The sequence below is a fragment of the Neorhizobium petrolearium genome, assembly GCF_029854435.1.
In the GTDB taxonomy this organism is placed as follows: domain Bacteria; phylum Pseudomonadota; class Alphaproteobacteria; order Rhizobiales; family Rhizobiaceae; genus Neorhizobium; species Neorhizobium petrolearium.
This window is the reverse complement of record NZ_CP123000.1, coordinates 3889319-3910320: the sequence shown is the minus strand read 5'-3', so window position 1 is coordinate 3910320 and position 21002 is coordinate 3889319. Positions and strand designations below refer to the sequence as shown.

The following is a 21002-nucleotide window of genomic DNA, read 5'->3' as shown; positions in this document are numbered from 1 at the left end:
CGCTGCCGGAAATACTTCCCACATGCTGAACCGGTGACGCGGGCTTCTGTTATGAAACAGGTGCCGCCGCAATAAGTCATCTGTGCGAACTTCGGGAGGACTAAATGCGTGTACGTGCAAACTTCATAAAATCGGGATTAGTGGCGACTGCGGTGTCTTTGTCGTTGGCTGGAGGAGTGTTTGCCAATGATGAAGTCCAGAAGTTGATCTCCGATTCCAAGAACTGGGCGATTCCGACGGGTGATTATGCCAACACCCGCTATTCAAAATTGAACCAGATCAACAAGGACAATGTGAAGAACCTTCAGGTCAAGTGGACGTTTTCGACAGGCGTGCTGCGCGGTCATGAAGGTGGACCTCTGGTGATCGGCGACGTCATGTACGTTCATGCGCCGTTCCCCAATACAGTCTATGCGCTCGACCTCAACAATGACGGCAAGATCCTTTGGAAATACGAGCCCAAGCAGGATCCGAACGTCATTCCGATCATGTGTTGCGACACGGTCAACCGAGGCGTTGCTTATGGCGACGGCAAGATCATCCTCAACCAAGCGGATACGACCGTCACCGCTCTCGACGCCAAGACAGGCAAAGTCGCCTGGCAGGCGAAGAACGGCGAGGATACCGCTGGCGGCAAGGGGGAGAGTGGAACGTCCGCACCGATGATCTTCAATGACAAGGTTCTGATCGGCATATCGGGCGGCGAGTTCGGTGTTCGCGGCCATGTGACCGCGTATAACCTGAAGGATGGCTCTGTTGCCTGGAAGGCCTATTCGACCGGGCCCGACTCGGAAACCCTGATGGATGGTGAGAAGACCACCCAGCTCGGCAAACCGGTTGGCAAGGACTCCGGCATCAGCAGCTGGGAAGGCGAGCAATGGAAGCAGGGCGGCGGAACGACCTGGGGCTGGTACGCCTTCGATCCGAAGCTGAACCTGGTCTATTACGGAACCGGCAATCCCTCGACGTGGAACCCGGTACAGCGGCCCGGCGACAACAAATGGTCGATGACCATCTTCGCCCGTGACGCCGACACCGGCATGGCGAAGTGGGTCTATCAGATGACCCCGCATGACGAATGGGACTACGATGGCGTGAACGAGATGATCCTCGTCGACGGGATGCAGATCAACGGTGCAGCCCGGGATGTACTGGTTCATTTCGATCGTAATGGCTTTGCCTATACGCTGGATCGCGGAAACGGCGAGTTGCTGGTTGCCAAGAAATACGATCCGGTGGTCAACTGGGCGACGGAAGTCGTGATGGACCCGAAGAGTGATCAGTATGGGCGTCCGCAGGTCGTGGCTCAGTATTCGACCCAGCAGAACGGCGAGGATACCAACACGACGGGCGTATGCCCGGCAGCGCTTGGTACCAAGGACCAGCAGCCGGCTACCTACTCACCGAAAACCGGTTTGTTCTACGTGCCGACGAACCATGTCTGCATGGACTACGAGCCATACAGGGTGAGCTATACGGCAGGTCAGCCCTATGTGGGTGCGACAGTGTCGATGTATCCGGCTCCCAAGAGCCATGGCGGCATGGGCAACTTCATAGCCTGGGATGCTGCCAAGGGTGAGATCGTCTGGTCCAAGCCCGAGCAGTTCTCGGTGTGGTCAGGCGCGCTGTCGACCGAAGGCGATGTCATCTTCTACGGCACGCTGGAAGGCTACATCAAGGCTGTCGATAAGGACGGCAACGAACTCTACAAGTTCAAGACGCCGTCCGGGATCATCGGCAACATCAACACCTTCGAGCACAACGGCAAACAGTATATCGCCGTGCTTTCGGGTGTTGGCGGCTGGGCTGGTATCGGCCTCGCAGGTGGTCTGCTCCAGGCCGAAGGCGCGGCTGCCTGGCAAACGGCTGTCGCCGGCCAGAAAGCGCCCACCGATGAACAGCAGTCGATTTCAACAGCAGGTCTCGGCGCGGTCGGTGGGTATGCCGCTCTCGCCGACTATACGACGCTGGGCGGTCAGCTCACCGTCTTCGGCCTCCCGGATTGATAAACGGGAACCATAGGCACGCCGACCTCGCTTAAAGAGGCGGCAGGCAGAGAAACGAGGGCCCGGATCACCGGGAATTCCCTGGCGGGCTCTCGATTTTGCCACGCAACCCACAACCCACCTGTCAACGCCGCATTGCGACAGCCAAGCTGTGTTCGTGGCGAAATGAGAAAGAGGTAGGAATGTCTGTCTGCAAAACAGTCTCGGTTATCACTATGTCTATTGTCATCAGCTCCAGCATCACCTTTGCCGCTGACGACAAACAAAAGGCTGCAGCCGTTACCGATGAAGACGGTAAGTATTTTGACGCCGATGGAAACCCGACGTTCAAGCTTCAGGATGATGGGACGGTGGACTGGTACACGTTCAGTGGATATCGCCGTTATCATTCGGACTGTCACACCTGTCATGGACCAGACGGAATGGGTTCCAGCTATGCTCCGGCGCTGGTCAACTCGTTGAAGACGATGGATTACGCGACGTTTCTTTCGATCGTCGCCGAGGGGCGTAAGAATGTCGGCGGCGGCAAGGAAAACGTCATGCCCGCTTTCGGCAACAACAAGAACGTCTATTGCTATATGGACGATATCTACATTTATCTGCGAGCGCGTGCCGTCGATGGGATCCCGCGCGGCAGACCTCCCAAGAAAGCTGACAAGCCGCAGGCCGCCAAAGATCAAGAAGCATCGTGCATGGGGAGCTGAGCATATGCCTGCACGCAAATCCTGCGGTCTTTATATGCTCTGCGTGATCGCGGCGATTGCCGCGGTTCCCACCGCGGCATTCACGCAGACAGCCGGGCTCGGCGCCGCAGGCGAATTGGTGGATCCGGACGTGCTGCGTGTCTGCGCCGACCCTTCCAACATGCCGTTCACGGATGAAAGCGGGGAAGGCTTCGAAAACAAGCTGGCGGAACTCGTTGCGGTGAAGACTGGCCGCAAGTCGGTCACCTACACATGGTATCCGATGGCAACCGGCTTCGTCCGGAATACGCTGCGGGCCAACCGCTGCGATATCATCATGGGTTACGCCCAAGGTGACGAACTCGTGCAGAACACCAATGCCTACTACCGCTCGACCTATGTCATGGTTTTCAAGAAGGGTAGCGGCCTGGATGGCGCAGAAGCCATCGAAGATCCCAGACTGGCCGGCAAACGGCTCGGCATTGTCGCCGGAACGCCGCCGAGCGCCAGCATGGCAAAGGCCAACCTGATGCGGAATGCCAAGACCTATCCTCTGATGGTGGATACGCGCTCGATGCCGTCCATGGCCGAGGTAATGTTGAAGGATCTTCAGAACGACGTCATCGATGTGGCCGTTCTCTGGGGGCCGATGGCCGGCTACTATGTCAAGGAAATAAATCCGGATCTTGTCGTGGTGCCGCTTCTCAAGGAGAAGGTCAGCCATATGTCCTATCGCATCACCATGGGAGTCCGTCCCTCCGACCAGGAGTGGAAACGCGCCTTGAATACCGTGATCAGGGAGAACCAGTCGGAGATAAATCGGATTCTCCTGCAATATCAGGTGCCGCTGATCGATGAAGCCGGCAACGAGATCAAGGGATAGGATGTCGTTGAACAATGTGAGGTGCGATTGCGTTCGGATGTAACGCCGCGAATTTCAGAGCTTGCGCCCGAGGGCGCACGATGCCGGGAGGAGATCAAATTGTTGATCTCAGGCAAAGAGCGAAGAGGAGAAAGCTTATGAAGAAAAGCTGGAAAAAGCCGACAATGTGCACGGTCGCTGTCGGAATGGAAATGTCACGCTATTATTCCGCCGACCTCAAAGCCAAGAAGTAAGAGCATTTACCGCTCCATGTGGCGTTCACGCATGGAGCGGCTGCCGTCGGAAGGAAGCATTGTCACATGCGGCTGAAGATTCTCGGCTCCGCGGCGGGAGGGGGATTTCCCCAGTGGAACTGCAACTACCGGCTGAGCCGTTCTGTCCGTAATGGCGAAGACGGTTTTCGACCGCGGACGCAATCGAGTCTGGGTGTCTCTGCTGATGGCAAAAACTGGGTTCTCTTCAATGCATCCCCGGATATTCGCGAGCAAATTGCGGCAATTCCCGAGCTGCAGCCGAGGGAAGATGGCCCCCTGCGTGCTTCGCCTATCCAAGCCGTTATCCTGACGAATGCGGACGTCGATCACATTGCCGGACTCTTGAGCCTGCGTGAGCGGCATCGCTTCGTCATTTATGCAACCGCGCGGGTTCTACGCCTACTCGCGGAAAACAGTATTTTCAATGTTCTCGACAGTGAACTGGTCGAGCGCCGCGAACTTCTGCTGAATATCCCGACGCCGATTGCGGATTGGCAGGGCAAGCCGACATCCATCGTGGTCGAGGCGTTTCCGGTTCTCGGTAAGGTGGCTCTGTTTTTGGAGGATGCCGACAAGGCGGAAGAGGGTTTCGGCACGCAGGAGGGCGACACTGTGGGAGTTCGCATTTGGCAGGAGGGTCGTGAGTCCTCGGCGTTATATGTCCCTGGCTGTGCAGCTGTCGACGCCGATCTGAAAGAAAGAATTGCCGCTGCGACATGTCTGCTTTTCGACGGCACGGTCTACACCGATGACGAGATGTTGAGCGCCGGCGTCGGCGCCAAAACCGGCCGGCGCATGGGACACCTGCACATCGGCGGTCCTGAAGGGTCCATGGCTCTGCTTGCCGATGTTGCACCGGAGCGCCGCATCTATGTTCACATCAACAATACCAATCCGATCCTCGGCGAAAATTCCCCCGAAGCGGCAGCCGTGAGGGCAGGAGGCTGGGAGATCGGCTATGACGGGATGGAGATCGGCCTATGAGCGATTTTGCAGACGCGGCGCGCAATGGATTGACGCCGGCCGCGCTCGAAGAGGTACTTCGTCAGATCGGGGCTGAGCGATACCACAACAGGCATCCCTACCATCACAGGATGACGGCGGGCGCCCTGACCAAGGCCGAGCTTCAGGCATGGGCGCTCAACCGGTACTGCTATCAGGCGATGATCCCGCGCAAGGATGCGACGATCATCGCCCGGGCGGAAGACCCGGAATTTCGCGTCGAATGGCGCCGCAGGATCGAAGATCACGACGGAACGAATGGCTGGAATGGCGGCATCGCCCGGTGGATCAAGCTGGCGACCGGGCTGGGGCTCGACGAAGAGACAGTGAAGAGCGAGCGATTTGCCCTGCCCGCCACTCGCTTCGCTGTTGGAGCGTATCTGTCTTTCTGTACCAATCGCAGTCTGCTGGAAGCCGTGGCGTCGTCGTTGACGGAGTTGTTTTCTCCGGTGATCATCGGCGAGCGCGTTCCGGCCATGCTGGCGAAGTACAGCTACGTAACCGAAGATACGCTCGCCTATTTCATGCCGAGGCTGACGCAGGCACCGCGGGATTCCGATTTCGCGCTCGCCTATGTCCTGCAGCACGCGACCGACCCGGAAAAGCAGCAGACCGTCATCAATGCCCTTGTCTTCAAATGCGATATCTTGTGGGCGATGCTGGATGCCCTGGACTACGCCTATGGAGGTGGCGGCAGTATTCCGCCGGGCGCCTTCGTGCCGGAGGCGATCTGATGGAGGCCCGCCGTCAGCGTGTCATTCTGTCCGGAGAAGCGAGACCTCGCCTGAAGCGCTATGTAAGGCTGCAGTATGATCCGGTTCGCGGTGCCTGGGCGCTGCTTTCGCCGGAAAGGGTTTTCTGGCCGGATGAGGTCAGCCTTGATATACTCAGGCTGTGCGACGGCCAGCGCACGGTTTCGCAAATCGTCGACGAGCTCGCCGGCCAGTATGATGCAGCTCGCGAAGATATCGCACCCGATGTCGAACAGTTCCTGCAGGAATGGTCCGACAGATTTCTGGTGACGCTATGAGTGATGCACCTCTGCCTCCGATCGGCATGCTGGCTGAGCTGACGCATCGCTGTCCCCTGCAATGCGTCTACTGTTCCAACCCGCTCGAACTGTTGAAGGCCGACAAGGAGCTTTCGACGGACGCATGGCTTGCTCTCTTTGAAGAGGCGGCCGACCTCGGGGTCCTGCAGATCCATCTGTCCGGGGGCGAGCCGACGCTCAGGCCGGATCTCGAACAGTTCGTAAGCTGTCTGGCACGGCGCGGTGTCTATACCAATCTCATCACCGCCGGTGTCGGCATCGCCGAAGGGCGAATTGAGAGGTTATGTGACGCCGGTCTCGATCACGTGCAGTTGAGCATCCAGGGCGCCAATGCTTCGACGACAGAGAAGATCGGCAACAACCGCGGCGCGCATGAGAAGAAACTCGAAACAGCAAGGCGGGTCGTGGAACTCGGCCTGCCGCTTACGATCAATGCGCCCATCCACCGGCACAATATAGAGGAAGTACCGGCTTTCATCGATCTCGCGCTTTCCCTTGGCGCGCAGCGGTTGGAGATCGCCAATGTGCAATATGCAGGCTGGGCTCTCCTGAACCGCAATACCCTCATGCCCGACCGCGAGGCGGTGGAACGTCAGGTCGAGATCGTCGAGGAGGCTCAGTCGCGGTTGCAGGGAATTCTGGCCATTGATTTCGTCGCGCCCGATTATTTTGCGGTCTATCCGAAACCCTGTATGGGCGGCTGGGCACGCGATGCATTCATGGTTACGCCGGATGGCACGGTCCTTCCATGCCACGCGGCAGCAACCATCCCGACCCTGCATTTCGAGCGGTTCGGAGAACGAAGCCTGACGGATATCTGGCTCAATTCTCTGGCTTTTAATGCTTTCCGCGGCGACGACTGGATGCTGGAACCCTGCAAAAGCTGCGACCGGCGAGAGATCGACTGGGGCGGCTGCCGGTGTCAGGCCATGGCGATTGCGGGCGATGCGGCCGCGACCGATCCTGCCTGTGTCAAATCTCCCCTCCATAACCGTATGGCGATACTGATCGGGGAGGCCAACTCACTCCCTTCCTCCAACGCAGACGATTTTCGGTACCGCCGCATCGGACGGGCGTAACCGCCGATCTGGGCTTTTGTCTTGGTAGCAGAGGCGAGCGCTGTGGTATTGCCAGCTCTTCTACCTCAAGGGACGGGGGAGTGGATCATCTGGTGCCATCACTTCTTTGGGCGTCCTCGATAGCTACGATCTCGCGAAGAACGTCCTCGCGGTGCTGATCCAAATGAGGCGGCGCGCGGTGGAACCTGACGGGCGTGGCGGACATCTTCAATGGGTTGCCTAGAAGCCCTAGCAATTGGCCATCATCTGTGGGCATGCGTATTACCATGTCGCGTGCGATCGTGTGCGGATCAGAAAGGACCTGACCGATCGTTGCGACACGTCCGGCGGGAATCCCCGCTGCTATGAGACGCCGCTCCCAATTTTCCGCCGTGTCATTGCGCAGCGCCTCGGTCACCTGCGCATCAAGGGCATCAATGTTCATCACTCGATCGCGATTGCGGTGGAAACGTTCATCCTGGGCAAGCGCCGGCGAGCCAATGACTGCGGCAAATCTGGCGAATTGCTGATCGTTGCCGACCGCAATGGCGATCTCGCCCTTTGCTGTCGCAAAGGTTTGGTAGGGTGCGATGTTCGGATGCCGGTTACCGATCCGGCCCGGCACCTTGTCTGAAGCCAGGTAATTCGTCGCAGCGTTGATGAGCCAGGCGACCTGTGTGTCGTAAAGCGCGAGATCGATGTATTGACCTTCCCCGGTGTGGTCACGATGGCGAAGTGCTGCGAGGATGCCGACTGTTGCGTACATGCCGCACATGACATCGGCGATACCGAGACCAACCTTGACCGGCTTCCCGCCAGCAGCATCACTTTCGCCGGTTATGCTCATGATGCCGCCCATTGCCTGGATCAGGAAATCGTAGCCGGTTCGATCGGAGTAGGGGCCGCTCTGCCCGAATCCGGAAATTGCGCACCAGACGATATCCGGCTTGATCTTGCGGACATCGTCGTAACCAACACCGCGTCGCGCCAGGTCGCCCGGCTTGTAATTTTCGATAACGACATCGGAAATTGCGGCTAGTCGCTTGACCAAAGCGACGCCATCGTCCGTCGCAAGGTCGATCGCTATCGATCTCTTGTTGCGGTTGGCCGAGAGGAAATAGGCGCTCAGATCACTTTCGCTGCCATCGGCGTTCGCCACAAAGGGCGGCCCCCAACTACGCGTATCATCACCGAGGCCAGGTCGCTCCACCTTGATCACATCCGCACCGAGGTCGGCCAGGAGTTGCGTTGCCGTCGGCCCTGCAAGAATACGCGACATGTCCAGGATGCGCAGGCCTTGAAGGCAGGCCGGCTTCTGATCGCTCGATGTCGTCATTTACGATTTCCACTGCAAGTTACTGAACCAACGGACAGGCAGCGGCGGTTAGTCCGGCAGCCCACTGCCGGGTGAGGTCCGACAAAGCCACTACGGCTGCATGATACGGTTCGTTACAGCAGCAGGCCTTTTTTTGCTGAGACTGTCGATCGAATTGTATGTTGCCAACATTCAAACAGGACTGCATTGTAGAACGATCGAGTTAAAATGCGACGCTCGTGCCGCCAAGCGATGCTAGTAAGGCGGGAGACGACAAAGTGAGGGAATGCTGTCATGCGCTGGAGTGGGATTGCGCTATGTCTACACGGAGTTCTCGCGCGGTTCCCCTCAGTGGAGTGGCTCTTTTGTAAGACAAAAATCAAGAAACTATATGCCAGCTTCGCCGAGGAATGAAGCGATCGGCCCTGATGATCCAGCGCCAGATGCGTTCTCCTTCGGCGCAAAGAGTGTACCAGCACCCCCAAATATATGAGCCATCCAGAACGGAGCTTCACGATGACCGCTTGCACGACAACCCCCATCTGAAACGACTGTTTGAGGTCATCGACGCGCGATCAGCCGCGGCTCGCGCCCCGCGAAGTCGGCAAGGATCGCCCGTTCAAACATGTCAACGACGAGCAAACCAAGTGCGCTCTCTTCCCATCCACCATTTCCCGGCCCCACAAAGGTCGCGGGATAATTCAGGAGACAAAAATGACAGATTCCCCCGAATACGTTCCCCCGAAAGTCTGGACCTGGAACAAGCCAAGCGGCGGCGCGTTCGCCAACATCAATCGGCCGATTGCCGGACCGACCCATGAAAAGGAATTGCCGGTAGGCCGGCATCCGCTGCAGCTTTATTCGCTTGGCACGCCGAACGGACAGAAGATCACGATCATGCTGGAAGAGCTGCTTGCGCTCGGCCACGCCGGCGCCGAATACGACGCCTGGCTGATCAAGATCGGCGAGGGCGACCAGTTCGGCAGCGGTTTCGTGAAGGTCAATCCGAACTCCAAGATTCCGGCATTGCTGGATCGGTCCGGGCCAAAGCCGGTGCGGGTGTTCGAGTCCGGTTCCATCCTCGTCTATCTTGCCGAGAAGTTCGGGGCACTTCTTCCGACAGAGCAGCCGGCTCGCGCGGAGTGCTTGTCCTGGCTATTCTGGCAGATGGGGAGTGCACCATATCTCGGCGGCGGCTTTGGTCATTTCTATGCCTATGCGCCCGTCAAGATCGAATACGCGATCGATCGCTTTGCCATGGAGGTCAAGCGTCAACTCGACGTCCTCGATCGCCGTCTGGCCGAAAGCGAATATTTAGGTGGCAGTGAATATACCATTGCCGATATCGCCGTGCTGCCCTGGTACGGAGGCTTGGTCAAGGGCTGGCAATACGGTGCGGCCGAATTCCTGTCGGTTCAAGACTATAAAAATGTGCTGCGCTGGGCCGATCTCCTCCTGAGCCGCCCGGCCGTCAAGCGTGGCCGTATGGTGAATCGCCTCTCCGGCGACCTCTCCGAGCAATTGCACGAGCGTCACGATGCCGAGGACTTCAATACCAAGACCCAGGATAAATTGTCAGCGGGAAGAACCGAGGAAAATAAGGGGTGAGCTCTTCTTGGTGATGAGGAGAGCTTAAATCTGTCATCGCTGACATTGTCGCGAAGGCGGGCAACGAAACCCGCCTTCCGCGCTCGGCAGAGTGAAGCGCTCCCCAGGATTGCTGCTTGTTGCCACCGCTGTCGTCAGCAAGGTAACGCGAGCGGCAACATGAGAGATAAAGATGGCCAGACCGAGAGAATTCGATGATGAAAAGGTGCTTTTGCTGGCCGTCGAGCACTTCTGGGACCATGGATACGAGGCAACTTCGATCCGCGATCTGGCGCAAGTGATGGGATTGACCACGGCCAGCATCTACAATGCGTTCGGCGACAAACGGACCGTTTATCGCAAGGCTCTGGAATTTTACGTGAAGCAGAGTTTTGTCGATCGGGTCGGGCGTTTCGAAAAGAAACCGCCACGTGAAGCTATTCATGCGTTCTTTGTCGAAATTATCGACCGCTCACTAAGCGACACGAGGCGGAAAGGATGCATGCTGGTCAATTCGGCTCTCGAGGTTGCGCCTCACGATGAAGAGTCTCAGCGCGTGGTCGCCGACGTGTTGCTGCAAGTGGAGGCTTTCTTCAGGCGTTGTCTCCAGGCAGGACAGGAAGATGGAACGATCAGCCGCTACCAGACTGCAACCGACATGGCCCGCACACTTTTGTGCACCCTTCTTGGGATTCGGGTGCTCGCACGAACACGGCCAGAGAGGGACCTCATGGAAGGTCTGATCAAACCTATCTTCGCGTTGCTCGAACCCGACGTGAAAGACGACAAGCCATATGCCGCGCCGAAGAAGGACATGTCGGATGAGAAATCAGGCGCGTGAAATGGAATGGGCCGCCTGGATGCGGTTGGCAATCGCGGGCGACAGCCGTGCTTATCAAAAACTGCTGACTGCCCTCACGCCACACCTGCGCATGATGGCGCGGAAGCGTTGCGAACAGTTTGGCGCACCGACAAGTGAGGCCGAGGACGTGGTTCAGGAAGTGCTGTTGGCGATCCATCTGAAGCGAGGGACGTGGGATCCATCCCGGCCGCTCGGGCCATGGATTTCCGCAATCGTGCACAACAAGCTTGTCGATAGCATGCGCAGACGTGGACGACAGGCCAGCGTCCCGCTGGAAGATGTCATTGCAACGCTCGAGAGCGATGAGCGCGTTAACACCTCGGATCGCATCGACATAGAACGGGTGCTGGACCGGTTGAAGGATCCACAACGAACAATAGTGCAATCAATCTCGATTGAAGGATCGAGCGTGCGCGAAACCGCTGACCGTCTGAAAATGACCGAGGTGGCGGTGCGAGTCTCCTTGCATAGAGCTTTGAAGGCTTTGGCCGCACTATACTCCGACTGAGTAACGTGAAGACCGGCGATCTGATTGCGCTTCTCGCGCAGGATGCCCGCGGAGAAGAATTGCTTCGGTTCATGCGGGTTTCCGAGATGTGGCGGTCAGAGCTTTTCTGCGCAGGAGCATGCCGAAGAGGTCGCGCGGCTCGTCCGGATCGGCGAGCAGGTCGAGATTTTCATAGAGATTGGTGCCGGAGAGCTTGTCGCGGACATAGCGCAGTGCCGAAAAGTCTTCGATCGCAAAGCCGACACTGTCAAAAAGCGTCACCTGCGCGCCGTTCTTCCGGCCGGGTGCAAGGCCGGCGATGACCTGCCAGAGTTCGGTGACCGGATGATCCGCCGGCATCTGCTGGATTTCCCCTTCGATGCGGGTCTGCGGCGGATATTCGACGAAGATATCCGAACGCAGGAGAATGTCCCGGTGGAGTTCGGTCTTGCCCGGGCAATCACCGCCGACGGCATTGATGTGAACACCGGGGCCGACCATGTTGTCGGTCAGGATGGTGGCGCACTGCTTGTCGGCCGTTGCCGTCGTGATGACATGGGCGCCTTCGACCGCCTCTTCAGACGATCGACAGGCTTGGATTTCGAATCCCAAGTTTCGCAGGTTCTTGGCGCAGCGTTTCGTGGCATTCGGGTCGATGTCATAGAGGCGCAACCTTCTTATGCCGAGCAGCGCCTTGAAGGCGATCGCCTGGAATTCGCTTTGCGCGCCATTGCCGATAATCGCCATGCAGTTGGCGTTTTCCGGAGCAAGATATTTGGCGGCCATTGCCGAGGTCGCTGCCGTGCGCAGCGCTGTCAGGATGGTCATTTCCGAGATGAGGAGGGGATAGCCGCTATCGACATCGGAGAGAACACCGAATGCCGTCACGGTCTGTCGGCCGGTGCGCGTGTTCTTCGGATGGCCGTTGACATACTTGAACCCATAAAGCGTACCGTCGCTGGTCGGCATCAGCTCGATTACGCCCTCGCGTGAATGGGAGGCAATGCGCGGCACCTTGTCGAAGACTTCCCAGCGGCGGAAATCAGCTTCGATATAGGCCGCCAATTCATCGAGGAATGTCTCGATCCCGATATTCAGCACAAGGTCCATCATGTTCTCGACGCTGATGAACGGTACGATATTCAGGGTGGGTAGGGCTGGCATCGTCGGCTCCTTGGCAACTTTCCTTGGGTGACAAGTTGCCACGAATGGCCTGACGTGCCAATCGCGTAGGCTGCTCCGCGCAAGGCCATTGCTTTGCGAGTTGCCAGGGAGCGGGCCTCATAAACTGGGCGAAAGACCCGGCTTCGAGCCCGGAGCGGATCTATATCAGCCGGTCGATGCGGCGGTGAAAACCGCCAACTGAGCATCGAAAGCACGCTTGTAAGCGGGACGCGCTTCGCCGCGGGCGACGTACGCTGCGAGGTTCGGATATTCTTCCAGCATGCCCGATCCCTGCAACCTGCGCAGCACCGTCACCATCAGCAGGTCACCGGCGCTGAATGCGCCATCGAGCCAGTCGGCATCGCCAAGGCGGGTGGAAAGACCGCTCAGCCGTTTCCGGATGGTGTCCTCGAGGACACGCAGGCGCTGCTCGTACCAGGGCTCGTCACGTTCGAGGATCCTGACGAGGGCGCGATCGAAGATCGGCGGCTCCACCGTGTCGAGCGCAGCAAACATCCATGTGATCGCACGTGCCCGGGCATTCGCATCGTCCGGCAGCAGGCCCGGCTGGCGCTCCGCGATATGGAATACGATCGCCCCTGATTCGAACAGGGCGAGATCGCCTTCTTCATAGGTCGGAATCTGGCCGAAAGGATGAAGCGCGAGATGGGCGGGTTCCTTCATCGCTTTGAACGAAAGAAGGCGAACGTCGTAAGGCTGGTCAACTTCTTCGAGCGCCCAGCGAACGCGCATGTCACGCGCCAGACCCTTGCCGCGATCTGGCGATCGTTCAAAGGCGGTAATGGTAATAGTCATTGGTGTTCTCCATAGCTCGTCCATCTTGAAGACGACTGGCTAAACGAGATTCCGACACCCCATGCTTGAGATAAATCCAAATGCAGCTCAAGGCATCCGTTCAGCGGCTGTCGAGCGTCAGGCTTTTCCGTATAGCAGACCTTGGCGACCCCGGATTTCATCTGATGTGCCGTCGCGATTCAACTGCGGCAGCGGTCTGCCGGAGTTTGATCAATTCTGGTGGGCGTTGCCTTTTCGGCAATCATATATACGAAATATTGTGCTTTATTAGAACGCGGCATTGCGCCATCCTACCTTCAATCCGGCAGTTGAGACCGGACGCAGCCAAGCCGGCACTTCCGGTGTCGGATCCAAAACAGGGGAACACTATGTCCAATTTCATGCTGAATCGCCGGCGATTCATGTCTCAAACAGCCGCCATCGGCAGCCTTGCTGCAGCATCCAGCTTCATCGGTATAAAGGCAGGCCTTGCCAAGGATACGGCCAAAGTCAGGATGCAGCTCGGCTGGCTCGCCTCGAACGGCTTGCTGGGGGAGGTCGCTGCGATAAAGAAAGGCTTTTTCGAAGAGGAGGGTGTCGAGCTCGAAATCGTGCCTGGCGGGCCAAGCGTCGACGGCGTGGCCGGCGTCGCTTCCGGTCAGTCTGCGATCGGTCAGATCTCGTCGAGCCCTTCGGTCATGCTGGCGCGATCGGCGGGAATGCCCGTCAAGGCCTTCCTGTCCGGATACCAGAAGCATCCCTTCACTTATTTCTCGCTGAAGACCAAGCCGATCCGCGAACCGAAGGACATGATCGGCAAGACGATCGCCACTCAGCCGACGGCCTTTATCCTGCTGCGCGCCCTGCTCGCCAAGAACGGCATCGCCGAAGATCAGGTGAAGATGGTGAACATGGGCTCGGACATGAACCAGCTTATCACCGGACAGGCCGATGCGGCCACCGGCTGGCTCACCAACGTCAACGCGCTCGACGTGCTTGGCGATAACCGCGTAGACATGATGCTTTGGGACAGCGGCCTGCAGCTTTATGCCAACGTCTATTACACGACCGACGATCAGATCGACAAACATTCCGACGTCCTGGAGCGCTTCACCCGCGCTGCGGCCAAGGGGTGGGGCTTTGTCCGTGAAAATCAGCAGGAAGCCGTGGAATATCTCTGTGAGGCCTACCCGATCCTCGATAAACCGAGCGAGCTCCGGGCCGTAGGCCCCTGCGTCGACTTCTCCTTCGGAGACACGACCAAGGCTGCCGGCTGGGGCACGATGACGCGCGAGAACTGGGCCGCGCAGATCAAGGCCTATGCCGACCTCAAGCAGTTCAAGGGCACTGTGCCGGCGGTGGATGATGTCGTCAACTTCTCCATCCTCGAAGCAACCATCGACGCCCGCAAACAGGTGGGGTAATCGCAATGTTGGGAGCGGCGCAGTTGAAGCCGAACGTTCCACGCACCGAGCCAGCCGCCACGGCGGTTTCGATCCGGAACCTCTTCGTCCGGTTCGGCGACAGGAACAACGAATTCACCGCACTATCCGATGTTTCCGTGGAGATTCCGGAAGGTGCCTTCGTCACGATGCTCGGTCCTTCCGGCTGCGGGAAGTCGACGCTTCTGAGATGCGTGGCTGATCTCGTGCATATCAGCGACGGATCGATTTCCGTGTTCGGCCGCAGTCCGCAGGAAGCGCGTGAAGGTCGCGACTTCGCCTTCGTCTTTCAGGATGCGACCCTCTTGCCCTGGCGAACCGTGCTCGACAATGTGCGGCTGCCACTGGAAGTCGGCAAGCACGCCCAAACCGGCGACCATGCGGACCCGTATGAACTACTGGCCATGGTCGGTCTGAAGGGGCGCGAAAATGCGCTTCCTCACGAGCTTTCCGGCGGCATGCGGCAGCGCGTGGCGATCGCCCGTGCGCTCATCACCCGGCCGCGCATTCTGCTGATGGACGAACCGTTCGGTGCCCTCGACGAGATCACCCGCGACCGGCTGAACGAGGAATTGCTGCGCGTCTGGCAGGAGACGGGAACGACGATCCTGTTCGTCACCCATTCCATTCCGGAAGCCGCCTTTCTCGGCCAGAACGTCCTGATGCTTCAGGCGCATCCGGGCCGGGTCAAGGAGTTCATGAAGGTGGAACTGCCCTTCCCGCGTTCGCTCGCAGCGCGCGACACGGTGGAGTTCATCAAGGTCACCGCACATCTACGTGGCCTCCTGGAGGAATGCCTATGAGCCAGGTCGTCTCATCCCGGGTCGATACGGAGCGCAAGATCGCGCTTCTCGACGCCACGGCTGGCGTGTTCGCCAGGCACATGCCGGCGATTTCCGCAGCCATGGGCCTCATCGTTCTCTGGCAGTTGGTTGTCTGGTTCTTCAAGATCCCGACCTTCATGGCACCGAGCCCGATCGATGTCGCCTACGCTTTCCAGCAGAATGCCGGAATTCTCTGGACGAACATGTTGCCGACACTGCTCGAAGCGGTGCTCGGCTTCTTCTTCGGCAATCTCGTCGCGATCCTACTGGCGATCTGGTTCGTACACAGCTCGATGGCGGAAAAGGCCTTCTATCCGATCGCGGTCTTCATCAAGGCGATCCCGATCATCGCGCTGGCGCCCATCCTCGTGTTGATCTTCGGCAACGGACTTGCGCCGAAAATCATCATCGCCGGGCTGATCTGCTTCTTCCCGACGCTCGTCAACATGGTGCAGGGCCTGAAATCCGCAAGCCCGGCCATGCTCGACCTGATGCGAGTGCTTTCGGCCAGCAACAGCGAAATCCTCTGGAAAGTGCGGCTGCCGAGTTCCATGCCGTTCCTGTTTGCGGCTCTGAAGATCGCCGCGACCAGCAGCGTCATGGGAGCGATCGTCGCCGAATGGATCGGCTCCAGCTTCGGGCTTGGGGCGGTCATCATCGAGGCCACCTATAATTTCCGCTCACCGCTGCTCTACGCGACCGTCGTGATCGCCGCGGCCCTTGCGGTCGTCCTCTTCTTCATCGTCTCGGTGATCGAGGCCCGGATGATCCGCTGGAAGCCGGCCGGCTCGCATTAAACCCGACCGTCCTCTGATCCGGTTCCCTGGGAGTTTGAACCAATGCAACAGACAATTCTTCAGGCGGCGCGCGACGTCGCAGTGGTCGACCGTTCCGATGTGGTGGTCGTCGGCGGGGGACCCGCGGGCATTTCCGCGGCGGCTTCCGCAGCCCGCAACGGCGCCAAGGTGACGCTGCTCGAACGCTACCCCTATGTCGGCGGACTTGCCGCCGGCGGCATGGTGCTGGTGCTTGACGATATGATCAACGGACTTGAGGTCACCGTGCAGGGCATCTGCATGGAGATGATCGAGCGGATGAAGAAATGGGACCTCTGCGTCACGCCGACCGGTCGCGATCGCGAACTCGACATCCGCGAGACACCGGAAGCCTGGCGACGCTGGGCGCGTTGGGGCCTCTTCGACTTCCACACCCAGTCCATGCCGCACCCGATCTGCTTTTCCGCCGCCTTCGACCCGGACGGCTTCAAGCGCGCCTCCTATGATGTGCTGACGGAAGCCGGCGTAAAGCTTCGAACCCATAGCTGGTTCTCGTCCGCGATCATGGAAGGCAAGACCATCAAGGGCGTCATTTGCCAGACCAAGTCGGGCATGGAAGCGATCCTCGGCGATATCGTCATCGACACGACCGGCGACCTCGACGTCGCGGCGTCGGCCGGCGCCTCGCATGTGGAATCAAACTTCATCCTGACGACCGTCTCCCGTTGGGGCGGCGTCGATACGGATGCCGCCGAGCGCTTCGAATTCGAGGAACCGGAAGCGTTCAAGACGATCGATCACGAGGCCAAGCGCCTGATCGGTGGTTGCTGGTCCTTCTGGTGGCTGAAGACCCCGCTGCCGGGCATTGTCTGGCTCAACTGCCCGCATATGCCGAACCTCTCCGGCCTCAAGACAGAGGACCTGACCAAGGCGGAACTCGAAGGCCGCGCCCGCATCGGACGGCTGCTCGATTTCGCTCGCGAAAAGATGCCGGGATTCGAGAAGGCCTATGTGGTGGATTTCGCGCCGCAGACAGGTGTGCGCCAGACGAGGCTGCTTGAGGGCGAATATGTCGTGACGAAGGATGACGTCATGAACCGCGTTCATTTTGCCGACACAGTCTGCCGTGGCCGTGACTATTATACGCCTTACCGGTCGATGCTGCCGCGTGAAGTCGATCAGCTCATCGTCGCCGGGCGTCACTATTCGGCAACCCCGCAGGCACAAAAATCGAGTCGCGAAATCCCGCCCTGCATGGCTATGGGCGAGGCCGCCGGCGTCGCCGCCGCCGTGGCTCTCAATGCCGGAACCACCGTTCGGAAAGCCGACATTCGCGCGATCCAGAAACAGATGCGGGCGCAGGGTGCCGATCCCGGCGACATCCCGTCCGAAAATGCAACATTCCTGGAGGCTGCGGAATGAACTCTCTCCCACTCGACGGCATCCGCGTGATCGATTTCACGCAGGTCATGCTCGGTCCCTGCTGCACGCAGACGCTGGCCGATTACGGCGCCGAGGTCATCAAGATAGAGAAGGCCAAGATCGGCGACCTGTCGCGCTGGTCGCTCGGTTCGGACCCGGATGGCCTCAACAATCCGGTCTTCTGCTCGCTAAACCGCAACAAGAAGAGCCTGGCTCTGGACCTTAAACTCAAGGAAGCGCGCGATGCCGTGCTTGCCTTGATCGCCGACGCGGACGTTGTCGTCAACAACTTCCGTCCCGGCGTCATGGAACGGATGGGCTTCGGCTACGATGATCTGAAGAAGATCAACAAGCGGCTGATCTATGCGGTCGGTACCGGCTTCGGACTAACCGGCCCCTACCAGCACAAGGGCGGACAGGATATCCTCGCCCAGGCGCTCTCGGGAGTGATGCGGCGCAAGTCCGACAGCAGCCATCCGACCTCCATCTATGCGACGCCGCTTGCCGACTACTCCGCCGGCATGCATCTCGTCCAGGGCATCCTGCTTGCACTCCTGCACAGGGAAAAGACCGGCGAAGGGCAGCAGGTGGCCGTCAGCCTCTATAATTCCATGCTGGCGATGCAGATGCAGGAAGGTGCGGCGCACATGATGCGCAAAAAGGATCTCAACTGGGGCGCCTTTCCGCTGACCGGCGTGTTCGACACCACGGATGGCGCGATCGTCATGGTCGGCGCTTTCAAGCAGAACCCGCTTCAGGACATCTGCAACGCGCTCGATATCGAGGACCTGTCCCAGCAGCCGCGGTACAGGGATTTCGACGCTCAGATGGAGCATCGACCGGAACTGCAGGCGATCTTCCGCGAGAATTTCGCGAAGAACAGCAACGCCCATTGGCTGAAGCGGCTGGAGGAGGTGGATATTCTGTGCGCCCCCGTCCGCAACCTTGCCGAGGCATTGGAGGATGAACAGACGATCATCAACAAGATGATCCTGGAGGCCGGTGAAACGGCGGCCGGTCCCATCCGCCTGATCGGCTCGCCGATCGACATGTCGGCGGCACCGGTTTCGGTTCGCATCCCGCCGCCAGGTCTCGGCCAGCACAATGACGAGATTCTCGCATCGCTTGAAGCCGAGCGTGGAGACGCGGCATGACAGTCGGATTTTCCGTCGAGAACCGGGTGGCGCGCGTTACTCTTGATCGTCCGGAGCGGATGAATGCCGTGGATGCGGCGACCGAGCAGGAGCTCGAAGCCATCTGGACCGAGATCGAAGCTCGCGACGACATCTCTTGCGTGGTGCTGACCGGCAGTGGCAGCAAGGCCTTCTGCACAGGAGCCGACCTTAAAGGCAGTGGCACGAAGACCGGCCTCGAATACTGGGCAGAAAGCCGGGTGAACGGATTCGGCGGCCTCGCCTTCCGCAGGTCGCTCGACGTGCCGGTGATCGCCCGCGTCAACGGGTATGCGCTCGGAGGCGGCTTCGAGATGGTGCTAGGCTGTGACATCGTGATCGCGGCGGATACGGCGAAATTCGGTCTGCCGGAAGCTCGTGTCGGGCGCATGCCGCTCGACGGGGGGATGGTGTTGCTGCAGCGGAAAATCGCCCATAACCAGGCTATGGCGGTGATGCTGACCGGTCGACAGTTCACCGCAGCAGAGATGCATGGGTTCGGCATCGTCAACGAGATCGCCCCGTACGAAGAACTCGACGCAGCCGTGGACCGGTGGGTGAACGAGATCGTCGCCTGCGCTCCGCTTTCCCTCAAGGCGATCAAGCAGACGGTGAACCGTACCGGCCACCTTAGTCCTGCCGACGCGCAGGGATTGCGCACCCCGGCACTCGTCCGCGCGCTCCAGAGCGAGGATGCCATGGAAGGTGTGGCGGCTTTCCGCGAGAAACGCGCTCCAGTTTGGCGAGGCCGATGAGCATGGTATGAATTTCGGGATATTGGGGGACATTCATGCACGCCAGCATCCTGAAATATTTCATCGAAGTCGCACGCTCCGGCTCCATCCGGAAGGCGTCCGAGGAGTTGCACGTGGCGACCTCGGCGGTGAGCCGGCAGATCCGCAAGCTTGAAGACGAACTCGGCACTCCATTGTTCGAGCGCTTTTCAGATGGTCTGCGCCTGACCGCCGCGGGTAAGGTGGTCCTGAAGCATGCCAAGGAAACCATGCAGCACTACGAGATCATGAAATCCGATCTCGGCGATTTGCAGGGGAAGCGCACGGGCCGGGTGCATATCGCCTGTCTCGATAGCCTCACGGTGCAGTTCCTGCCGGAATTCGTGGTGGGTTTCCATCAGAAGAACCCGGCCGTCGACTTCCGCATCCGGGCGGACAATTTCAACAACATCTTTCATTTCGTTGCCGATGGCGATTGCGATATCGGCGTTACCTTTGATCTGGCGCGACCGCACGACATCAAGCTCGTATACGGTGTACGCATGCCGCTGATGGCAATCGTTGCGCGTCACCATCCACTCGCCCGGCAAAAGAGCGTGACATTGCAGGAATGTGCGCAATTCAAGTTGCTGCTGCAGCTCGATAACGAGGTGATGAGTTCTATGATTGCCGTGGAACTTGCCGCGCTGGACCGCGTCGGGCGTACCTTCGTTGCGACGAACAACCAGATGATGCTGAAGCCGCTGATCCTGTCGGGTGCAGGCGTCGCCTTCTTCACGCCCCTTGGCCTGTTGAAGGAACTGAATGCAGGTGAAGTGGTGGCGCTCCCGATCGCCGGCTCCCGGCTGCAGAATATGGAGGTCGGCATTGTGGCACCTCGACAGAGGCAGCTCACCCACGCCACGGAGGCGGTAATAGAGGCCATGAGCACCGATCTCGAAAAATTTGCGGAACAGATCACGGAGGTTATCAGACAGTGACGGCGGAAGGGACCTACCGCGTCATCGTCGAGAGAGACCGCTGCCGCAAGCTTGTTGCGACGACGCGTGCCTATTGCGAAAGCTGGCCGATACATTCGGCTCCAACCCGGACCTGACGCTCTCGGGATCGCGAAGCGCTGCTCTTATGCAGCCTGATTGCAAAGTAGCCTACCGGATTGCCGTCTTCGACGCACTCATAACCAGTGGGTGATCCTTGGCCGTCGTACGGCTCTTGTCCCAGCCACCGGGAGAGCCGAGTGCCGCGATCCCGGGTCCGAAATAATCGCGATTGACCGGAATGAACCTCTTCTGCGCCTCCGTCGCTTCTTCGTCGTAAGCGATGGCATCCACCGGACAGATCGACAGACAGAGACCGCAGTTGATGCATTCGTCGGGGTGGATGTAAAACATCCGCCCCCCCTCATAGATGCAGTCGACGGGACAGGCTGCGGTACAGGCGCCGTCCTTCACGTCGATGCAGGGTTCGGTAATGATGTAGGCCATC

At 59.1% G+C, this 21002-nt stretch carries 21 protein-coding genes; 17 read left to right on the top strand and 4 right to left on the bottom strand.

The features are described from left to right. Positions 1–104 precede the first annotated feature (104 nt). The 7 genes from QEO92_RS19100 (at position 105) to pqqE (ending at position 6958) form a co-directional block, all read left to right on the top strand. Positions 105–2006 carry a methanol/ethanol family PQQ-dependent dehydrogenase gene (locus QEO92_RS19100; protein ID WP_227704085.1) on the top strand — a complete coding sequence of 634 codons (1902 nt, stop codon included), beginning with the start codon at positions 105–107 and terminating at the stop codon, positions 2004–2006. A gap of 215 nt (positions 2007–2221) precedes the next feature. Then, on the top strand, positions 2222–2710 hold the full coding sequence (locus QEO92_RS19095) for a c-type cytochrome, methanol metabolism-related (protein WP_227704084.1): 489 nt from the start codon (positions 2222–2224) through the stop codon (positions 2708–2710). Positions 2711–2714: 4 nt separating this feature from the next. Beyond that, positions 2715–3572 carry a substrate-binding domain-containing protein gene (locus QEO92_RS19090; protein WP_227704083.1) on the top strand — a complete coding sequence of 286 codons (858 nt, stop codon included), beginning with the start codon at positions 2715–2717 and terminating at the stop codon, positions 3570–3572. Between the two features lie 299 nt (positions 3573–3871). Continuing rightward, positions 3872–4810 carry a pyrroloquinoline quinone biosynthesis protein PqqB gene (pqqB, locus tag QEO92_RS19085; protein WP_227704082.1) on the top strand — a complete coding sequence of 313 codons (939 nt, stop codon included), beginning with the start codon at positions 3872–3874 and terminating at the stop codon, positions 4808–4810. After that, the gene (pqqC, locus tag QEO92_RS19080) at positions 4807–5562 is read left to right on the top strand and encodes a pyrroloquinoline-quinone synthase PqqC (protein WP_227704081.1); all 756 of its coding nucleotides are present in this window, start codon (positions 4807–4809) and stop codon (positions 5560–5562) included. Before pqqB ends, pqqC begins: the two co-directional genes overlap by 4 nt. Then, positions 5562–5858: a pyrroloquinoline quinone biosynthesis peptide chaperone PqqD gene (gene pqqD / locus QEO92_RS19075; RefSeq protein ID WP_037153132.1), complete on the top strand. Its 297-nt coding sequence runs from the start codon at positions 5562–5564 to the stop codon at positions 5856–5858. Before pqqC ends, pqqD begins: the two co-directional genes overlap by 1 nt. Then, entirely contained in the window at positions 5855–6958 is a 1104-nt protein-coding gene (pqqE, locus tag QEO92_RS19070) for a pyrroloquinoline quinone biosynthesis protein PqqE (RefSeq protein ID WP_037153130.1), read from the top strand. Before pqqD ends, pqqE begins: the two co-directional genes overlap by 4 nt. A gap of 85 nt (positions 6959–7043) precedes the next feature. Here the strand turns inward: pqqE and QEO92_RS19065 are convergent, their stop codons facing one another. Continuing rightward, positions 7044–8273: a CaiB/BaiF CoA transferase family protein gene (locus QEO92_RS19065; protein WP_037153127.1), complete on the bottom strand. Its 1230-nt coding sequence runs from the start codon at positions 8271–8273 to the stop codon at positions 7044–7046. 693 nt (positions 8274–8966) lie between these two features. Between QEO92_RS19065 and yghU the strand changes: the two genes are divergently transcribed. From yghU to QEO92_RS19050, 3 genes are all read left to right on the top strand, one after another. Beyond that, on the top strand, positions 8967–9860 hold the full coding sequence (gene yghU, locus QEO92_RS19060; protein ID WP_227704080.1) for a glutathione-dependent disulfide-bond oxidoreductase: 894 nt from the start codon (positions 8967–8969) through the stop codon (positions 9858–9860). Between the two features lie 172 nt (positions 9861–10032). Next, positions 10033–10680: a TetR/AcrR family transcriptional regulator gene (locus tag QEO92_RS19055; RefSeq protein ID WP_227704079.1), complete on the top strand. Its 648-nt coding sequence runs from the start codon at positions 10033–10035 to the stop codon at positions 10678–10680. Further along, a complete protein-coding gene (locus QEO92_RS19050) occupies positions 10661–11209 on the top strand; it encodes a sigma-70 family RNA polymerase sigma factor (protein ID WP_037153121.1) in 549 nt (182 codons plus the stop codon). Before QEO92_RS19055 ends, QEO92_RS19050 begins: the two co-directional genes overlap by 20 nt. Positions 11210–11278: 69 nt before the next feature. Here the strand turns inward: QEO92_RS19050 and QEO92_RS19045 are convergent, their stop codons facing one another. Further along, positions 11279–12352, bottom strand: coding sequence for an ornithine cyclodeaminase (locus QEO92_RS19045; protein ID WP_227704078.1), 1074 nt, complete (start codon positions 12350–12352; stop codon positions 11279–11281). A 165-nt stretch (positions 12353–12517) separates the two neighbouring features. Then, a complete protein-coding gene (locus tag QEO92_RS19040; RefSeq protein ID WP_227704077.1) occupies positions 12518–13168 on the bottom strand; it encodes a glutathione S-transferase family protein in 651 nt (216 codons plus the stop codon). A 368-nt stretch (positions 13169–13536) separates the two neighbouring features. Between QEO92_RS19040 and QEO92_RS19035 the strand changes: the two genes are divergently transcribed. The 7 genes from QEO92_RS19035 to QEO92_RS19005 are packed head-to-tail and all read left to right on the top strand — an operon-like array spanning position 13537 to position 20497. Further along, positions 13537–14571, top strand: coding sequence for an ABC transporter substrate-binding protein (locus QEO92_RS19035; RefSeq protein ID WP_037153114.1), 1035 nt, complete (start codon positions 13537–13539; stop codon positions 14569–14571). Positions 14572–14576: 5 nt separating this feature from the next. Beyond that, positions 14577–15392 (top strand): ABC transporter ATP-binding protein, encoded by an 816-nt coding sequence (locus QEO92_RS19030; protein WP_227704076.1) that lies wholly within the window; start codon positions 14577–14579, stop codon positions 15390–15392. Beyond that, positions 15389–16210: an ABC transporter permease gene (locus tag QEO92_RS19025; RefSeq protein WP_037153108.1), complete on the top strand. Its 822-nt coding sequence runs from the start codon at positions 15389–15391 to the stop codon at positions 16208–16210. The genes QEO92_RS19030 and QEO92_RS19025 overlap by 4 nt, the downstream gene beginning before the upstream one ends. A gap of 42 nt (positions 16211–16252) precedes the next feature. Further along, positions 16253–17611, top strand: coding sequence for an FAD-dependent oxidoreductase (locus QEO92_RS19020; protein WP_227704075.1), 1359 nt, complete (start codon positions 16253–16255; stop codon positions 17609–17611). Next, positions 17608–18765: a CaiB/BaiF CoA transferase family protein gene (locus QEO92_RS19015; RefSeq protein ID WP_227704074.1), complete on the top strand. Its 1158-nt coding sequence runs from the start codon at positions 17608–17610 to the stop codon at positions 18763–18765. The genes QEO92_RS19020 and QEO92_RS19015 overlap by 4 nt, the downstream gene beginning before the upstream one ends. Continuing rightward, entirely contained in the window at positions 18762–19538 is a 777-nt protein-coding gene (locus QEO92_RS19010) for an enoyl-CoA hydratase-related protein (protein ID WP_227704073.1), read from the top strand. The genes QEO92_RS19015 and QEO92_RS19010 overlap by 4 nt, the downstream gene beginning before the upstream one ends. Before the next feature lie 35 nt (positions 19539–19573). Then, the gene (locus tag QEO92_RS19005) at positions 19574–20497 is read left to right on the top strand and encodes a LysR family transcriptional regulator (protein ID WP_227704072.1); all 924 of its coding nucleotides are present in this window, start codon (positions 19574–19576) and stop codon (positions 20495–20497) included. Between the two features lie 168 nt (positions 20498–20665). Here the strand turns inward: QEO92_RS19005 and fdxA are convergent, their stop codons facing one another. Further along, complete coding sequence (gene fdxA / locus QEO92_RS19000; RefSeq protein WP_037153094.1) at positions 20666–21001, bottom strand: ferredoxin; 336 nt, start codon at positions 20999–21001, stop codon at positions 20666–20668. Position 21002: the final 1 nt, after the last annotated feature.

What these genes read in the sequence shown, in the direction of transcription:
- yghU (WP_227704080.1), top strand. Translation starts at nt 8,967, where the DNA reads ATGACAGATTCCCCCGAATACGTTCCCCCGAAAGTCTGGACCTGGAAC.
- QEO92_RS19005 (WP_227704072.1), top strand. Translation starts at nt 19,574, where the DNA reads ATGCACGCCAGCATCCTGAAATATTTCATCGAAGTCGCACGCTCCGGC.
- QEO92_RS19010 (WP_227704073.1), top strand. Translation starts at nt 18,762, where the DNA reads ATGACAGTCGGATTTTCCGTCGAGAACCGGGTGGCGCGCGTTACTCTT.
- QEO92_RS19095 (WP_227704084.1), top strand. Translation starts at nt 2,222, where the DNA reads ATGTCTATTGTCATCAGCTCCAGCATCACCTTTGCCGCTGACGACAAA.
- QEO92_RS19035 (WP_037153114.1), top strand. Translation starts at nt 13,537, where the DNA reads ATGTCCAATTTCATGCTGAATCGCCGGCGATTCATGTCTCAAACAGCC.
- fdxA (WP_037153094.1), bottom strand. Translation starts at nt 21,001, where the DNA reads ATGGCCTACATCATTACCGAACCCTGCATCGACGTGAAGGACGGCGCC.
- pqqD (WP_037153132.1), top strand. Translation starts at nt 5,562, where the DNA reads ATGGAGGCCCGCCGTCAGCGTGTCATTCTGTCCGGAGAAGCGAGACCT.
- QEO92_RS19055 (WP_227704079.1), top strand. Translation starts at nt 10,033, where the DNA reads ATGGCCAGACCGAGAGAATTCGATGATGAAAAGGTGCTTTTGCTGGCC.
- QEO92_RS19065 (WP_037153127.1), bottom strand. Translation starts at nt 8,273, where the DNA reads ATGACGACATCGAGCGATCAGAAGCCGGCCTGCCTTCAAGGCCTGCGC.
- QEO92_RS19015 (WP_227704074.1), top strand. Translation starts at nt 17,608, where the DNA reads ATGAACTCTCTCCCACTCGACGGCATCCGCGTGATCGATTTCACGCAG.
- QEO92_RS19090 (WP_227704083.1), top strand. Translation starts at nt 2,715, where the DNA reads ATGCCTGCACGCAAATCCTGCGGTCTTTATATGCTCTGCGTGATCGCG.
- QEO92_RS19030 (WP_227704076.1), top strand. Translation starts at nt 14,577, where the DNA reads ATGTTGGGAGCGGCGCAGTTGAAGCCGAACGTTCCACGCACCGAGCCA.
- QEO92_RS19040 (WP_227704077.1), bottom strand. Translation starts at nt 13,168, where the DNA reads ATGACTATTACCATTACCGCCTTTGAACGATCGCCAGATCGCGGCAAG.
- pqqE (WP_037153130.1), top strand. Translation starts at nt 5,855, where the DNA reads ATGAGTGATGCACCTCTGCCTCCGATCGGCATGCTGGCTGAGCTGACG.
- QEO92_RS19045 (WP_227704078.1), bottom strand. Translation starts at nt 12,352, where the DNA reads ATGCCAGCCCTACCCACCCTGAATATCGTACCGTTCATCAGCGTCGAG.
- QEO92_RS19100 (WP_227704085.1), top strand. Translation starts at nt 105, where the DNA reads ATGCGTGTACGTGCAAACTTCATAAAATCGGGATTAGTGGCGACTGCG.
- QEO92_RS19020 (WP_227704075.1), top strand. Translation starts at nt 16,253, where the DNA reads ATGCAACAGACAATTCTTCAGGCGGCGCGCGACGTCGCAGTGGTCGAC.
- QEO92_RS19050 (WP_037153121.1), top strand. Translation starts at nt 10,661, where the DNA reads ATGAGAAATCAGGCGCGTGAAATGGAATGGGCCGCCTGGATGCGGTTG.
- pqqB (WP_227704082.1), top strand. Translation starts at nt 3,872, where the DNA reads ATGCGGCTGAAGATTCTCGGCTCCGCGGCGGGAGGGGGATTTCCCCAG.
- QEO92_RS19025 (WP_037153108.1), top strand. Translation starts at nt 15,389, where the DNA reads ATGAGCCAGGTCGTCTCATCCCGGGTCGATACGGAGCGCAAGATCGCG.
- pqqC (WP_227704081.1), top strand. Translation starts at nt 4,807, where the DNA reads ATGAGCGATTTTGCAGACGCGGCGCGCAATGGATTGACGCCGGCCGCG.